The organism is Hafnia paralvei, assembly GCF_020150375.1.
GTDB lineage: Bacteria > Pseudomonadota > Gammaproteobacteria > Enterobacterales > Enterobacteriaceae > Hafnia > Hafnia paralvei.
The window spans coordinates 4,016,769-4,030,672 of record NZ_CP083737.1 but is presented as its reverse complement, the minus strand read 5'-3'; the positions used below and the strand labels follow the sequence as shown (position 1 = coordinate 4,030,672).

The 13,904-nt window shown below is 48.8% G+C and carries 17 protein-coding genes; 11 read left to right on the top strand and 6 right to left on the bottom strand.

Annotated elements, in window-relative coordinates; all coding sequences use genetic code 11:
* Positions 1-2 precede the first annotated feature (2 nt).
* The 6 genes from mlaE (at position 3) to murA (ending at position 4,181) form a co-directional block, all read left to right on the top strand.
* Complete coding sequence (gene mlaE / locus K9N75_RS18695; protein ID WP_008815213.1) at positions 3-785, top strand: lipid asymmetry maintenance ABC transporter permease subunit MlaE; 783 nt, start codon at positions 3-5, stop codon at positions 783-785.
* A gap of 4 nt (positions 786-789) precedes the next feature.
* Complete coding sequence (gene mlaD / locus K9N75_RS18690; RefSeq protein ID WP_039184853.1) at positions 790-1,329, top strand: outer membrane lipid asymmetry maintenance protein MlaD; 540 nt, start codon at positions 790-792, stop codon at positions 1,327-1,329.
* Between the two features lie 16 nt (positions 1,330-1,345).
* Entirely contained in the window at positions 1,346-1,987 is a 642-nt protein-coding gene (gene mlaC / locus K9N75_RS18685; protein WP_008815211.1) for a phospholipid-binding protein MlaC, read from the top strand.
* Positions 1,987-2,301: a lipid asymmetry maintenance protein MlaB gene (gene mlaB, locus K9N75_RS18680; RefSeq protein ID WP_061059551.1), complete on the top strand. Its 315-nt coding sequence runs from the start codon at positions 1,987-1,989 to the stop codon at positions 2,299-2,301. Before mlaC ends, mlaB begins: the two co-directional genes overlap by 1 nt.
* A 299-nt stretch (positions 2,302-2,600) precedes the next feature.
* Positions 2,601-2,855: a BolA family iron metabolism protein IbaG gene (gene ibaG, locus K9N75_RS18675; protein WP_008815209.1), complete on the top strand. Its 255-nt coding sequence runs from the start codon at positions 2,601-2,603 to the stop codon at positions 2,853-2,855.
* A 66-nt stretch (positions 2,856-2,921) separates the two neighbouring features.
* Entirely contained in the window at positions 2,922-4,181 is a 1,260-nt protein-coding gene (gene murA, locus K9N75_RS18670) for a UDP-N-acetylglucosamine 1-carboxyvinyltransferase (RefSeq protein ID WP_008815208.1), read from the top strand.
* A 79-nt stretch (positions 4,182-4,260) separates the two neighbouring features.
* Here murA and degS read toward each other — a convergent pair whose 3' ends face one another.
* The 3 genes from degS to zapG form a co-directional block, all read right to left on the bottom strand.
* A complete protein-coding gene (degS, locus tag K9N75_RS18665) occupies positions 4,261-5,337 on the bottom strand; it encodes an outer membrane-stress sensor serine endopeptidase DegS (protein WP_004091271.1) in 1,077 nt (358 codons plus the stop codon).
* 121 nt (positions 5,338-5,458) lie between these two features.
* The gene (locus K9N75_RS18660) at positions 5,459-6,787 is read right to left on the bottom strand and encodes a Do family serine endopeptidase (RefSeq protein ID WP_040012418.1); all 1,329 of its coding nucleotides are present in this window, start codon (positions 6,785-6,787) and stop codon (positions 5,459-5,461) included.
* A gap of 177 nt (positions 6,788-6,964) precedes the next feature.
* Positions 6,965-7,360, bottom strand: coding sequence for a Z-ring associated protein ZapG (zapG, locus tag K9N75_RS18655; protein ID WP_008815206.1), 396 nt, complete (start codon positions 7,358-7,360; stop codon positions 6,965-6,967).
* 310 nt (positions 7,361-7,670) lie between these two features.
* Between zapG and zapE the strand changes: the two genes are divergently transcribed.
* From zapE to sspB, 5 genes are all read left to right on the top strand, one after another.
* Positions 7,671-8,792 (top strand): cell division protein ZapE, encoded by a 1,122-nt coding sequence (gene zapE, locus K9N75_RS18650; RefSeq protein ID WP_039184965.1) that lies wholly within the window; start codon positions 7,671-7,673, stop codon positions 8,790-8,792.
* Positions 8,793-9,083: 291 nt separating this feature from the next.
* Positions 9,084-9,512, top strand: a complete 429-nt coding sequence (rplM, locus tag K9N75_RS18645) for a 50S ribosomal protein L13 (RefSeq protein ID WP_004091281.1) — start codon at positions 9,084-9,086, stop codon at positions 9,510-9,512.
* Between the two features lie 15 nt (positions 9,513-9,527).
* A complete protein-coding gene (gene rpsI, locus K9N75_RS18640; protein ID WP_004091282.1) occupies positions 9,528-9,920 on the top strand; it encodes a 30S ribosomal protein S9 in 393 nt (130 codons plus the stop codon).
* A gap of 346 nt (positions 9,921-10,266) precedes the next feature.
* A complete protein-coding gene (gene sspA / locus K9N75_RS18635; protein WP_004091284.1) occupies positions 10,267-10,908 on the top strand; it encodes a stringent starvation protein SspA in 642 nt (213 codons plus the stop codon).
* 2 nt (positions 10,909-10,910) lie between these two features.
* Positions 10,911-11,408: a ClpXP protease specificity-enhancing factor gene (gene sspB, locus K9N75_RS18630; RefSeq protein ID WP_130975640.1), complete on the top strand. Its 498-nt coding sequence runs from the start codon at positions 10,911-10,913 to the stop codon at positions 11,406-11,408.
* A gap of 71 nt (positions 11,409-11,479) precedes the next feature.
* Here sspB and K9N75_RS18625 read toward each other — a convergent pair whose 3' ends face one another.
* The 3 genes from K9N75_RS18625 to nanK all read right to left on the bottom strand — a co-directional run bounded on the left by K9N75_RS18625 (position 11,480) and on the right by nanK (position 13,902).
* Complete coding sequence (locus tag K9N75_RS18625) at positions 11,480-12,361, bottom strand: MurR/RpiR family transcriptional regulator (RefSeq protein WP_008815203.1); 882 nt, start codon at positions 12,359-12,361, stop codon at positions 11,480-11,482.
* A gap of 176 nt (positions 12,362-12,537) precedes the next feature.
* Complete coding sequence (gene nanQ, locus K9N75_RS18620; RefSeq protein WP_114445478.1) at positions 12,538-13,008, bottom strand: N-acetylneuraminate anomerase; 471 nt, start codon at positions 13,006-13,008, stop codon at positions 12,538-12,540.
* Between the two features lie 12 nt (positions 13,009-13,020).
* Positions 13,021-13,902 carry an N-acetylmannosamine kinase gene (nanK, locus tag K9N75_RS18615; protein ID WP_020303535.1) on the bottom strand — a complete coding sequence of 294 codons (882 nt, stop codon included), beginning with the start codon at positions 13,900-13,902 and terminating at the stop codon, positions 13,021-13,023.
* Positions 13,903-13,904 lie beyond the last annotated feature (2 nt).

The following is a 13,904-nucleotide window of genomic DNA, read 5'->3' as shown; positions in this document are numbered from 1 at the left end:
ACATGTTGTTAAATGCATTGGCGTCGTTTGGACGCCGAGGAATCAACGTTTGTGCCTCTTTTGGACGTGCAGGCTTGATGATGTTTAATGCCCTGATAGGCAAGCCCGAGTTTGCCAAACAGTGGCCGTTGCTGCGTAAACAGCTATATAGCGTTGGTGTGCAGTCTTTGCTGATCATTATCGTTTCCGGATTGTTTATCGGGATGGTGCTGGGTTTGCAGGGCTATCTGATTTTAACCACCTATAGTGCAGAGGCGAGCCTTGGTATGATGGTGGCGCTGTCGCTGCTACGCGAGCTTGGCCCGGTTGTTACCGCCTTACTGTTTGCAGGTCGAGCAGGTTCTGCGGTAACGGCAGAAATCGGTTTAATGAAAGCGACAGAACAGATTTCCAGTATGGAAATGATGGCAGTGGATCCGCTGCGCCGTATCGTTGCTCCGCGCTTTTGGGCGGGCATCATCAGTATGCCTTTGCTCACGGCAATTTTCGTTGCCGTGGGTATTTGGGGTGGCTCTGTGGTGGGCGTTGATTGGAAAGGGATTGATAGCGGTTTCTTCTGGTCGGCTATGCAAGGCTCGGTAGATTTTCATACCGATCTGGTGAACTGCATGATTAAGAGCGTGGTTTTTGCCATCACGATTATGTGGATTGCTTTGTTCAACGGCTATGATGCCATACCGACCTCTGAAGGGATTAGTCGCGCGACCACGCGCACCGTCGTGCATTCGTCGCTGGCGGTCTTAGGATTAGATTTTGTGCTGACAGCACTGATGTTTGGGAACTGATGCAATGCAAACGAAAAAAAGTGAAATTTGGGTTGGCGTATTTATGCTTATCGCATTGTGTGCGGTAGTGTTCCTGTGCTTGCAGGTTGCGAATGTTAAGTCGCTGGGCAATGAACCCACTTATCGTATCTATGCGACCTTCGATAATATCGGTGGTTTGAAAGCACGTTCACCGATCAAAATCGGTGGTGTCGTCATCGGGCGGGTTGCTGATATTACGCTAGATCCTAAAACCTATTTGCCACGCGTGGCGATGGATATCAACGAGCAGTACAACAATATCCCTGACACGAGCTCACTGGCTATCCGTACCTCGGGGCTTCTCGGCGAGCAGTTCCTCGCATTAAACGTCGGTTTTGAAGATCCTGAGATGGGGACTGCTATTTTAAAAGATGGCGGAACGATTCAGGACACCAAATCAGCCATGGTGTTGGAAGATTTGATCGGCCAGTTCTTGTATAAGAGCGGCAACGATGATGCCAACAAGAAAGACAGCGCTTCAGATGACGCTACTGCGCCAACTGAGGCTCCGGCAGCACATTAATTTAGGGGAGTTATGCATGTTTAAACGTATTTTGATGGTGGCGCTGCTGGTGGTGGCTCCAATATCTTCAACATTGGCAAATGCCGCCGTTGATCAGACCAACCCTTACAAACTGATGGATGCTGCGGCTAAGCAGACATTTGATCGTCTGAAAAACGAACAGCCGAAGATTAAGCAAGACCCAAATTACCTGCGCACTATCGTTCATGAAGAACTCATGCCTTATGTACAGGTAAAATATGCTGGCGCTTTAGTGTTAGGCCAGTACTATCGCGGTGCGACCCCCGCGCAGCGTGAAGCTTATTTCAAAGCGTTCCAATCTTACTTAGAACAGGCGTATGGTCAGGCGTTAGCCATGTATCATGGCCAGACATACAATATTGCGCCTGAGCGAGCTTTGGGCGACGCAACTATTGTTCCTATTCGTGTGACTATCATTGACCCGCAGGGCCGTCCTCCTGTACGTCTGGATTTCCAATGGCGCAAGAACAGCCAAACGGGAAATTGGCAGGCATTTGATATGATTGCGGAAGGTGTAAGTATGATCACCACTAAGCAGAATGAGTGGGCGTCCATTCTGCGCCAGAACGGTGTTGATGGGTTGACTAAGCAATTGATTTCCTCTGCTCAACAGCCTATTACGTTGGATCAAAAATAATGGCGGCGAATGTCCTGCAATGGCGTAGCGAAGAGGATACTCTCAAGCTGATTGGCATTCTCGACAGAGATTCGCTAATGAGTTTTTGGGACGATCGCCACACTTTACTTGAAGGTAAGAAACGTCTGGATTTGAGTGGATTAGAGCGGGTGGACTCTGCAGGGCTAGCGATGTTGGTTCATGTACAAAACACCGGTGCTACTGGCGCTTCTCAGATCGTTATTACCGGTGTGAGCGAGCGTTTACGCACGTTGATCGCACTCTACAATCTTAATGACATACTTTTGACGGATAGCGTTTTGTTAGCATCCTAACTTAGTGCAATTATTAGGATTATTTCTAAAGCCCTCGATAACGATGCTATCGGGGGCTTTTCTTTGTTTAAGATGGGGCGTATTTCCTCTAATATGGGCGGCTTAAGTTCTTTTTGGCTTACACCCGTTGCATATGCGTTGGCCGTCTTCGTTTACCTTAGACACATCCCCACGTAAGCCCTGATGGCTAGCTTGATTACCGTCAGTATGTGCTTCGAATTATCTCGGGTATAAAGAGCATCTGGCCAAGAATGCTAAAATGGTTTTCTTATTTTTTATAATTCAATGATTGAGCGCCCATGGACAACAATGAAATTAAAGATGTGTTGATGAACGCATTATCCCTGCAGGAAGCCCATGTGACCGGTGACGGCAGCCACTTTCAGGTGATTGTTGTCGGTGAACAGTTTGCCGGTATGAGCCGAGTCAAAAAACAGCAGACAGTGTATGCGCCTCTAATGGAATACATTGCAGATAACAGAATTCATGCTCTGTCGATTAAGGCATTCACGCCTGAAGAATGGCAGCGCGACCGCAAGCTTAACGCATTGTGATCCCCATACTCGCTATTACCGTTCGCGGTGATGGTTGTTTTAAATGATTAACTGAGATCGGTAATAATGGATAAATTTCGTGTGCAGGGGCCCACTCGCCTAAGCGGCGAGGTCACCATTTCTGGTGCGAAGAACGCAGCTCTGCCAATTCTGTTCGCTGCATTGCTGGCTGAAGAGCCGGTAGAAATTCAAAACGTGCCGAAGTTGAAAGACATCGATACGACGATGAAATTGTTAAGCCAGTTGGGTGTACGCGTCGAACGTAATGGTTCCGTTCATGTGGATGCGAGCAACGTTAATGAGCTGTGCGCGCCTTATGATCTGGTGAAAACCATGCGTGCTTCTATCTGGGCGTTAGGTCCATTGGTAGCGCGTTTTGGTTATGGTCAGGTTTCTCTGCCCGGTGGTTGTGCAATCGGAGCACGTCCGGTTGACCTACATATCACAGGGTTAGAACAGCTGGGTGCTGAGATTAAGCTGGAAGAGGGCTACGTTAAAGCCTCTGTCGACGGTCGCCTGAAAGGTGCGCATATCGTCATGGATAAAGTTAGCGTTGGCGCGACAGTTACCATCATGAGCGCAGCGACGCTGGCTGAAGGGACAACCGTGATTGAAAACGCCGCGCGTGAGCCGGAGATCGTTGATACTGCGAATTTCCTCAATACGTTGGGTGCCAAAATCTCGGGCGCCGGTACAGATCGCATTACTATTGAAGGCGTTGCTCGTCTGGGCGGTGGTGTTTACCGCGTATTGCCTGATCGCATTGAAACCGGTACTTTCCTGATCGCTGCTGCAGTGACTCGTGGAAAAATCATTTGCCGTAATACGCGCCCAGATACTTTGGATGCGGTATTAGCGAAACTGCGCGAAGCGGGGGCAGATATTGAAGTGGGTGAGGATTGGATCTCGCTGGATATGCATGGCGAGCGCCCAAAAGCGGTTACCGTACGTACCGCCCCACATCCGGGGTTCCCAACGGATATGCAGGCACAGTTCAGCTTATTGAATCTGGTGGCTGAAGGTACCGGTGTGATCACTGAGACTATCTTTGAAAACCGTTTCATGCATATTCCTGAGCTTATCCGTATGGGCGCTCATGCTGAGATCGAAGGTAACACGGCGATTTGCTACGGCGTGGAGAAATTGTCTGGTGCACAGGTTATGGCAACTGACCTGCGTGCGTCTGCAAGTTTGGTGATTGCAGGTTGCGTCGCGGAAGGCACAACTATCGTCGATCGTATTTACCACATCGACCGTGGCTATGACCGCATCGAGAACAAATTAAGCGCCTTGGGCGCAAATATCGAGCGTGTTAAAGGCGAGTAATTCTGCCTGAGCTTAAAAATAAAAACGCCATCTTTCGATGGCGTTTTTTTATGTTCACTGATCAAGCGAGCCGAACAAGTTAATCTACGTTCGGAAACTCTTCAATTGTCACGCTAAGCGTCATGCGCTCGCCATTGCGCATAATGATAACGGGAACAACGGTGCCAGGGCGAATTTCGGCGACCTGATCCATGGTTTCAGCGGCGCTGACGGCAGGCTTGCCGTCTACATTAAGCACGATATCTCCGGGTTGGATCCCAGCATTTGCAGCTGGCCCATTAGCCGCAACATCCCGCACGATAATGCCCTGAATTCGTTCCATTGCATTGGCCTGAGGCTGGTTTCTTGCTGGCGCAATTTCACGCCCGCTCACGCCGATAAAGCCGCGAATAACGCGTCCGTCGCGGATCAGTTTTGCCATAATTTTGCTAGAAAGAGCGGTAGGGATAGCAAAACCGATACCCTCGGGGGTTTCGCCATCGTTGCTTTTGTCTAGTGATAGCGTGTTGATGCCGACGAGTTCGCCCAGCGTGTTAACCAATGCGCCGCCAGAGTTACCGTGATTGATGGAAGCATCGGTTTGTAAAAAGTTCTGGTGCCCATAGGTGCTTAAACCGACACGCCCAGTAGCACTGATAATTCCCTGTGTGGTCGTTTGCCCAATGTTGTATGGGTTACCAATGGCGAGCACTACGTCACCAATATGAGGAACCCGCGAAGGGTTTATCGTAATGACTGGCAAATTAGTGGCTTCAATTTTCAGCACGGCTAAATCGGTGAGCGTATCAGAACCGACCAGCATGGCCTCAAATACACGGCCATCTTGTAATGCGACGACGATTTGGTCTGCGCCGCTGACCACGTGTTTATTGGTAAGAATGTAACCCTTGCTGTCCATGATAACGCCTGAACCCAGAGTTTTGATCGCCAATCCATTATTGCCCTGACCGTTGTTGCTCATGCTGCCGTTGTATACGTTAACGACGGCAGGGGCTGCACGTTTCACCGCAGAGTTATAGCTGACGGGGGACTCTTCAAACGACGCCGTTTTAAACAGCGAGAACAGTCCTGCCGGACGCAGTGATGGCACCGCAATCAGCAAAATGATGGCTACCACAAAACCCAGAAAAACTGAGCGTAATATCTTAGTAAACATGAAGTTTCTGAAAGGGTAAGAAAAGATACGCGAAGAATAACAGAGAAAATCGGGCACGGCACACGCCTATGCCCGATTTTTGTGCGGTTTTTGTATAATTAGTGCTTTTGTTAAAGCAATATTAGCGAATCAGCAGATACAGACCTTCACCGTTGCGTAGCATGTGCAGAGCGATAACCGGTGGGTTAGCTGCCAGCGCTTTACGTAAGGATGCGATATCGCGGATACGTTCGCTGTTGACGCCGATGATCAGGTCGCCTTTATGCATTCCCATCTGAGCAGCGACGGAACCTTTTACCACGTCGTCGATCTTGATACCCGGAGTGCCTTTGACATCGCCATCGCTCAAGGTGGCGCCTTGCAGAGCTGGGCTGATATTTTCTGCCTGAGTCGTGGTTACTCCGCTATTTTCCAACGTCACAGGAATGACGAGTGGTTTGCCATTACGCAGCAGGCCAAGTTTCAGCACGGTGCCTGGTGCCGCAGAGCCTATTTTGGCGCGTAGCTCGGCGAAACTACTGAGCGGGTTGCCATCTAAGGCTGTAATGACATCGCCTGCTTTAATTCCGGCTTTGGCCGCGGCAGAGTTAGGCAAAACCTCGTTAACGAAGGCTCCACGCTGAGCTTCCAACTTGAAGGCCTGAGCTAAGTCAGCCGTCATTTCACGGCCACGAATGCCGAGCACTCCGCGTTTGACTTCGCCATATTTGATCAGTTGGGCGCTCAGGCTCTGAGCCATATTGCTAGGAATGGCAAAGCCGATACCGACGTTACCGCCGCCAGGCGCTAAAATAGCGGTATTAATGCCAATGAGCTCACCGTTGAGGTTAATCAGAGCACCGCCGGAGTTACCGCGGTTGATCGCTGCATCGGTCTGAATAAAGTTTTCTAAACCTTCAAGGTTCAAACCGCTACGGCCTAATGCGGACACAATCCCTGAGGTTGCCGTTTGCCCAATGCCAAACGGATTACCAACGGCAACGGCAAAATCACCTACTCGCAGTTTGTCTGAATCAGCGATTTTTATCGCAGTCAGGTTTTTTGCATCGGTCAGTTGGATTAGCGCGATATCAGATTGCTCGTCACGGCCAATCAGTTTGGCTACGTATTCGCGGCCATCGTTAAGCTGTACTTTGATCGTTGTTGCGTTGCTAATGACGTGGTTATTTGTCAGGACATAACCCTTTGCAGCATCAATAATGACACCAGAGCCCAAACCTTCAAATTGGCGTTCTCCGCCCTTAGTTTCGGGTGTCGGTTTGGTATTTTGCATGCCTTCAACGTGAACGCTGACCACGGCTGGTAACACTTTTTCCAACATTGGCGCCAAGCTCGGAACATTTTGTCCGGCAACAATGGGCGGCAACGTTGCATTGGCTATTGGTGCAGACAACATTGTTAAGCCCATGCTTAAAGCGAGTGTACTGAGTAATAAAGATTTTTTCTTCATCATTGAATGGTTTCTCATGGCCTATATAAGGTGTCAATGTGTCTCAGGCGAAGTAAATTCACTGTGTTACTCAGAACGAAGAGCGCGTATTAAGTTCCACAATTTCAGAATAATAAAGTGGGTATTGGGAAGAAAGATTAAAAGGTGGCTGTTAGAAAAACAGCCACCGAAGAGCGATTATTTGTCGCGACGTTCAGCGCGTAGTAAGCCTGATGCACCTTCGGAGTAATCGCGAGGTGGGAATTCTACAGGGGCTTGATCGTTATCGGCTTCGGTTAGACGATAGCGGAATGGATTGTCCTGTGGCGGCATATCCGGTAGCAGGTTATTCGAGCTTTTCGCCATGTGTTGGTAAAGCTGGCGATAATCGTTCGCCATGTTATCCAGCAGTTCAGCACTGTGAGCAAAGTGGCTCACTAACTCTTGACGATATTGCTCCAATTCGTTTTTGCTTTTTTCCAGCTCGTTTTGCAGCACCTGCTGCTGACGGAGTTTTCGGTTGCCAAAACGCATCGCCACCGCACCAATCACGATACCGACGACTAAACCAATAAGCGCATACTCCCAGGTCATGATGACTCCTATCTGTATATAGAATGTGCTTTCGTTTGCTATTTTACTTAGTAGGGGTTCAACGACATATCCTACACATAAGCACACTATAACCGTTAACCTTGTCTGAGTGGAATCCTGAAGGTGTATTGCTGAGAGGTTTTCGTGCAAAAACAATCTGCACTACGAGACAAAACATCGTTAACAGGCGACAATTGGTCGTTAAGCTGCGCGAAAAGCAGCGTTTGTGATTTTTAAAATTGTTTACAACAAAGATAATAATTCAGTAGGGACCCTGTACCTGATGCCATCAAATCGCACAACGTCCGTGATGACGCCTGCAATGCTGTACCAGCAGGCGTTAGATGCCGGAGATTACCAGCCTGATGCCGTGCAGCGGCAAACTGTCGATGCCCTGACTATTATTCAGCAGGCGCTTATTGAAAAAGAAAATGCAACGCCACCGTCAGAGAGCGGCGGACTGCGCGGCCGCTTGCAACGACTATGGGGGAAGCCCACGTCTAAGCAGCAAGTCCCCGTCCAAGGTCTGTATATGTGGGGCGGTGTTGGGCGAGGAAAAACATGGCTGATGGATATGTTTTTCCATAGCCTTCCCGGTGAACGCAAACTGCGCCTGCATTTCCATCGCTTTATGCTGCGTGTGCAGGAAGAATTGGTCGCGCTTCAGGGGCATGAAAATCCGCTTGAAATCATCGCCGACGGCTTTAAAGCCGAAACTGACGTGCTGTGCTTTGATGAGTTTTTTGTGTCTGATATTACTGACGCTATGCTACTAGGAACTTTACTACAGGCTCTTTTTGCTCGCGGCATTACGCTGGTATCAACATCGAATATCCCGCCGGATAATCTTTACTATAACGGTTTGCAGCGTGCGCGCTTCCTGCCCGCGATCGATCTTATAAAGCAGTATTGTACTGTGATGAACGTGGACGCCGGCATTGATTATCGCTTGCGTACCCTGACACAGGCGGGGCTCTATTTTTCGCCGATGAATAATGAAACACGACACCACATGGATGAGATGTTTGCCAAACTGGCCGGTAACGTGGGTGAAATCAATCCAGTATTAGAAATTAATCATCGCCCGCTCCCTGCATTGTGTCGTTCGAGTGGCGTATTAGCCGTTGAGTTTTCGGTGCTGTGCGAAGACGCGCGCAGCCAGCTTGATTACATAGCGCTTTCTCGTAGCTATCACACTGTTTTTTTGCATCACGTCAAGAAGATGGACAAACTAAACGAAAATGCCGCTCGTCGTTTTTTAGCGCTGGTCGATGAATTCTACGAGCGGCACGTAAAATTGATCATTAGCGCTGAGTTATCGATGTTTGAGATCTATCAGGGTGAGCATCTTAAGTTTGAATATCAGCGCTGTTTGTCGCGTCTACAGGAGATGCAGAGTGAGGATTACCTGCGTCTAGAGCATTTACCGTAAAGGTTTGTTTAAAAAACACTCGCATCCGGTGTTGCTGTCTACCGGATGCAGTCACAAAATCAATTTTACCCCGAAAAATTATTCGATCTTTAGATTCTACTTCTCTATAATCTTGCGACCCCACGTTACAACGAAGTTTTTTTTCCCAAAAACTTTATGTGCCGGCATTGGCTATTCGAAGGGGTAGGTTTGCTGGACGATGGTCGTGTGAGCCTCTAATACATTTACTTTTTTACACAGGTAAGCGTTTGGGTGTTCACCAACGTGTAACTTAAATTGGGTAAGCTTTTAATGAAAACTTTTACAGCTAAGCCAGAAACCGTAAAACGTGACTGGTACGTAGTTGATGCAGACGGCAAGACTCTGGGCCGTTTGGCTACTGAACTGGCTCGTCGCCTGCGTGGCAAGCATAAAGCGGAATACACTCCGCACGTTGATACTGGTGATTACATCATCGTTCTGAACGCAGAAAAAGTTGCTGTAACTGGCAACAAGCGTTCTGACAAGATTTATTACCATCACACCGGCCACATCGGTGGTATCAAACAAGCGACCTTTGAAGAGATGATTGCTCGCCACCCTGAGCGTGTCATTGAGATCGCGGTTAAAGGCATGCTGCCGAAGGGCCCGCTGGGTCGTGCTATGTACCGTAAACTGAAAGTTTACGCAGGTAACGAGCACAATCACGCGGCACAGCAACCGCAAGTTCTTGACATTTAATCGGGATTATAGGCAATGGCTGAAACTCAATACTACGGCACTGGTCGCCGCAAAAGCTCCGCCGCTCGCGTTTTTATCAAGCCGGGTAGTGGTAACATCGTAATTAACCAGCGCAGCCTGGAACAGTACTTCGGTCGCGAAACTGCCCGCATGGTAGTTCGTCAGCCGCTGGAACTGGTCGACATGGTTGGTAAATTTGACCTGTACATCACTGTTAAAGGTGGTGGTATTTCTGGTCAGGCTGGTGCAATCCGTCACGGTATCACTCGTGCACTGATGGAATATGATGAGTCTCTGCGTGGCGAACTGCGTAAAGCAGGTTTCGTTACCCGTGATGCTCGTCAGGTTGAACGTAAGAAAGTCGGTCTGCGTAAAGCACGTCGTCGTCCTCAGTTCTCCAAACGTTAATGTTTTTCTGCTTCGGCAGAACATTAATACTAAAAGCCCGGCTTGCCGGGCTTTTTTGTACCTATAAAATTCCAGAAAGCTCGGAAATTTACGTGTTGTAAACTTATTACACTATGAAATAACCAACGCTTCCCCACAACACGGCCAAATTCTGTTAAACTATCTCCCACTTTTGCGCCCTGTTATCCGTACAATTGTTGAGCAATAGAGGCTGTAAATAATCTAACCCATTATTTATACATCGATTTTATAGCTTATGCGGTTTACAGGTGTGACAACAAATCTCTGGATAGCGCTCTTAATGGCGACTATTCATACCGTTTTCTAGATAAACTTGGAGGTTTTCATGGCTGTCGCTGCCAACAAACGTTCGGTAATGACGCTGTTTTCCGGCCCGACCGACATCTTTAGCCATCAAGTACGTATCGTACTGGCTGAAAAGGGTGTCAGCGTCGAGATTGAGCAGGTCGAGATGGATAACCTGCCGCAGGATCTGATTGACCTCAACCCGTACCGCACAGTACCAACGTTGGTTGACCGTGAACTGACTCTGTATGAATCCCGCATCATCATGGAATATCTGGATGAACGTTTCCCTCATCCACCACTGATGCCAGTTTATCCCGTTGCCCGTGGCGAAAGCCGTCTGATGATGCATCGCATCGAAAACGACTGGTATTCACTGCTGCACAAAATTGAAAAAGGCACCGCTCAGGAAGCTGATAACGCGCGTAAACAGCTGCGTGAAGAGTTGCTGGCAATTGCCCCTGTCTTTACTCAGAAGCCATTCTTCATGAGCGACGAGTTCAGTCTGGTTGACTGCTATTTGGCTCCGCTGTTGTGGCGTCTGCCGGTGCTGGGCATTGAACTGTCTGGTGCAGGTTCTAAAGAATTGAAGATCTACATGACTCGTGTCTTTGAGCGTGATGCATTCTTGGCTTCTATGACCGAAGCTGAGCGCGAAATGCGTCTGCACACCCGAGGCTAATCATGGAATTGTCTCAAATGTCGCCACGCCGTCCTTTCTTGCTGCGTGCCTTCTATGAGTGGTTGCTTGATAACCAGCTTACGCCGCATCTGGTGGTTGATGTTAACCGCCACGGTGTGATGGTGCCGATGGAGTTTGCCCGCGATGGTCAAATCGTGTTGAACATCGCACCGCGGGCGGTGGGTAATCTAGAGCTGGGTGATGATGCCGTTCGTTTTAATGCACGGTTCGGTGGCGTTCCTCGCAACGTGTATGTGCCGATTTCTGCTGTGATGGCAATTTATTCGCGTGAAAATGGTGCAGGCACGATGTTTGAACCAGAACCCGCTTATGAGAATGAGATGCCACTGATGTCAGTGGAAGATGAAGAGGCGTCGAGCGAGCCTAGCATGACGGTGGTTGATGGCAATTTACCGGATTCATCGACAGAGTCTGATGATGATGGCGATGAGCCAACGCCGCCGCCGCGTGGTCGTCCTTCACTTCGCGTCGTGAAGTAATCTCTTGAAGACAGTAAAAAAGCCAGTCATATGACTGGCTTTTTTGTTTTTGAAATCTCAAAAATAGCCGTTTACTTGGATAGATTCAGTGCAGCCATAGTCCGTAATTTTGTTTCTCTTGCCTGTTCCGGTGCGGCCTGTACCAGCAGGGTATAGAGCAGGTCTATCACAAATAGCTGTGCAGTTTTGGTTCCCATCGAATCGCCTTGCAGTGTCCCCTGTCGGTTTCCATTAATCAGGCTGAAATCCGCAGTCTCGCTCAGCGGTGAACCAAGATTGTGTGTTAGCGCAACGGTGGTGGCTCCGGCCTGCTTAGCCAGTTTAAGCGCATGCACGGTTTCATTAGAGTCACCTGAATGGCTGATGGCAATCGCAACGTCGCCCGCTTTGAGTAGGGTTGCCTGCATATACATAAAGTGGTTATTGGTTACGGCATCGACGCGTAATCCAATGCGCATCAGTTTATGTTTCATATCTTCAGCGGTGATCCCCGATGAACCGACACCAAAAATATATACCGACTGGCTGTTTCTCAAGGCATCGACCACCAGACTCACTTGCTGCATATCAAGTAGATTCAATGTTTCAGACAGCACGTTATTAATGGTATTTTGCAGCTTCCGCCCGATGGTATGAGCATCATCAGACGCAGCGATCTCCGCATCTAGCAGTGGGCTGCTCGCCTCAGCATCGGAGGTGGCCAGCTCGATTGCCAAATCCATTTTAAAATCTTGAAATCCTTTATAGCCCAGCGTGCGGCAAAAACGAATTACCGTTGCTTCTCCCGCCTGAGTTTCTCGCGAAAGCTCGGCGATCGAAAGCTGTGTGACACGCAGCGGCGATTGAAGAATATAGTGTGCAATGCGTTGAGCAACACGGGTTAGGCTGTTTTGCATTGCACCTAGTGTATCGAGAATTTTTCCCGGTTTGAGGCGAAGGGCTTGTGACTCCATAAATTCCCTGTTTATCCGTGCTTGAAGTGGTTATTGCTGATGAGGGTTAATGCATCCGAGCGTAGCAAGAGTAGGGCGCTAAAAAAAGCGTGATATACATATAGGGGGTACATGTCTATCACGCGGTCAAAGAGGAGCAGTGGTACTATCGTATTGTTATTATTATCTTTAATGACTTAGTTCGCGAGGAGACTATGGTGGACTTTTATCACAGCTTTTTTAATCTTCTGAGAATCGTTAACCATGCAGCCCGGCTTGTGTGGCTCATTCGGTAGAAAAATAGCGAACATTCCTGGCACCATATGAAGGGTTTGGCGTTGTTCGAGGCTGTCACATAGCTGGTAGTCATCATCTTCATGATAGATATCAGGCTGTTGTGCCGAGCCCTCGAGGCCAAAATCAATGCGCTCTGTACCGCTGAGTAATATTTGGATATCCAGATATTCCCGATGCAGCTCGTAGCGCTTACTTTCTGCGGCTGATGTGTCAAAAGCCATCACATTGATAAAAATATCCTCTCCATCAATGATGTAACGACCAGCGTCTAGAGTGGCGAGATCTCGGGTTAATGCTTGTTTTATGATTGCGCGCAGTGAGCTTGATAACCCTGTTTGTACGCTGAGATCTGAAATCTTTCCAAGGATCATAGATGTTATCTCTTATTGAACGGAATGAGCCTGTGCGGCAAATAATGCTGCGCCGATTAATCCGGCATCGTGTTGGTAATGCGCGGCAACGATAGGCACGTGAAATGGTGTCGGAAGTAAACTTAGCTGCTGTTTTACCTGCTGTAGATAACCGGACGCTAAACCGACGCTTCCTCCTAACACAATGCATTCGGTATCCAGTAACGCTTTAAGGTTTGCAATAAGTTGGCAAATGCTTTGTGCAGAGTTCTCCACTAGCCGCTGAGCTTGCGGGTTACCGTTTTGTGCTTCTGCGAAGATTTGGCGGGCATTTTTCCCCTGTAATTCGAGCTGAGCGGCGGCGGCAATTGCTCGGCCAGATGCGATGGCTTCGACACATCCTGTACGTCCGCATCCACAGCGCGGCCCGTTTGGGTCGGCTAGTGAGTGGCCAATATGTCCTGCAAACGCATGGGGGCCGGTTAATAGCTTACCGTTGATAACAATGCCGCCGCCTACCCCCGTTGATACCGTGATAAATACGATATGCCTGAACTGTTCCGCTAATTGGCTGTATTCAGCCCATGCGGCAGCTTGTGCGTCGTTCAAAAGATAGCAGGGAAGCTTGGTTAGATTTTCTAAGGTGTTTTGTAGCGGAAATTGATTGAGCCCTCCCAAGTTATCTGGATTGAGTGCGGTGAGAATACCGTTATCGATGATCCCAGTAGAAGCTACGGCAACGCAATGCGCTTGACCTTGGTAGTGGGAGACAAGCTGTGTCAACGCCGTGGTCAATGCTTGCGGCGATGAACTAGCCGGTGTTGATATTTCCTGACGCTGCGATATCTGTTGGTCCGCGTTGATAAGCGCCGCAGCCAGCTTAGTTCCACCAATATCAATGGCGAGTATGTTCATCA

Excerpts from the sequence above, each read along its gene's own strand:
- zapG (WP_008815206.1), bottom strand. The coding sequence starts at position 7,360 with ATGACCTGGGAGTATGCGCTTATTGGTTTAGTCGTCGGTATCGTGATT.
- K9N75_RS18625 (WP_008815203.1), bottom strand. The coding sequence starts at position 12,361 with ATGGAGTCACAAGCCCTTCGCCTCAAACCGGGAAAAATTCTCGATACA.
- sspB (WP_130975640.1), top strand. The coding sequence starts at position 10,911 with ATGGAATTGTCTCAAATGTCGCCACGCCGTCCTTTCTTGCTGCGTGCC.
- zapE (WP_039184965.1), top strand. The coding sequence starts at position 7,671 with ATGACGCCTGCAATGCTGTACCAGCAGGCGTTAGATGCCGGAGATTAC.
- rpsI (WP_004091282.1), top strand. The coding sequence starts at position 9,528 with ATGGCTGAAACTCAATACTACGGCACTGGTCGCCGCAAAAGCTCCGCC.
- rplM (WP_004091281.1), top strand. The coding sequence starts at position 9,084 with ATGAAAACTTTTACAGCTAAGCCAGAAACCGTAAAACGTGACTGGTAC.
- murA (WP_008815208.1), top strand. The coding sequence starts at position 2,922 with ATGGATAAATTTCGTGTGCAGGGGCCCACTCGCCTAAGCGGCGAGGTC.
- mlaC (WP_008815211.1), top strand. The coding sequence starts at position 1,346 with ATGTTTAAACGTATTTTGATGGTGGCGCTGCTGGTGGTGGCTCCAATA.
- mlaE (WP_008815213.1), top strand. The coding sequence starts at position 3 with ATGTTGTTAAATGCATTGGCGTCGTTTGGACGCCGAGGAATCAACGTT.
- nanK (WP_020303535.1), bottom strand. The coding sequence starts at position 13,902 with ATGAACATACTCGCCATTGATATTGGTGGAACTAAGCTGGCTGCGGCG.
- sspA (WP_004091284.1), top strand. The coding sequence starts at position 10,267 with ATGGCTGTCGCTGCCAACAAACGTTCGGTAATGACGCTGTTTTCCGGC.
- ibaG (WP_008815209.1), top strand. The coding sequence starts at position 2,601 with ATGGACAACAATGAAATTAAAGATGTGTTGATGAACGCATTATCCCTG.
- degS (WP_004091271.1), bottom strand. The coding sequence starts at position 5,337 with ATGTTTACTAAGATATTACGCTCAGTTTTTCTGGGTTTTGTGGTAGCC.
- mlaB (WP_061059551.1), top strand. The coding sequence starts at position 1,987 with ATGGCGGCGAATGTCCTGCAATGGCGTAGCGAAGAGGATACTCTCAAG.
- mlaD (WP_039184853.1), top strand. The coding sequence starts at position 790 with ATGCAAACGAAAAAAAGTGAAATTTGGGTTGGCGTATTTATGCTTATC.
- nanQ (WP_114445478.1), bottom strand. The coding sequence starts at position 13,008 with ATGATCCTTGGAAAGATTTCAGATCTCAGCGTACAAACAGGGTTATCA.
- K9N75_RS18660 (WP_040012418.1), bottom strand. The coding sequence starts at position 6,787 with ATGAAGAAAAAATCTTTATTACTCAGTACACTCGCTTTAAGCATGGGC.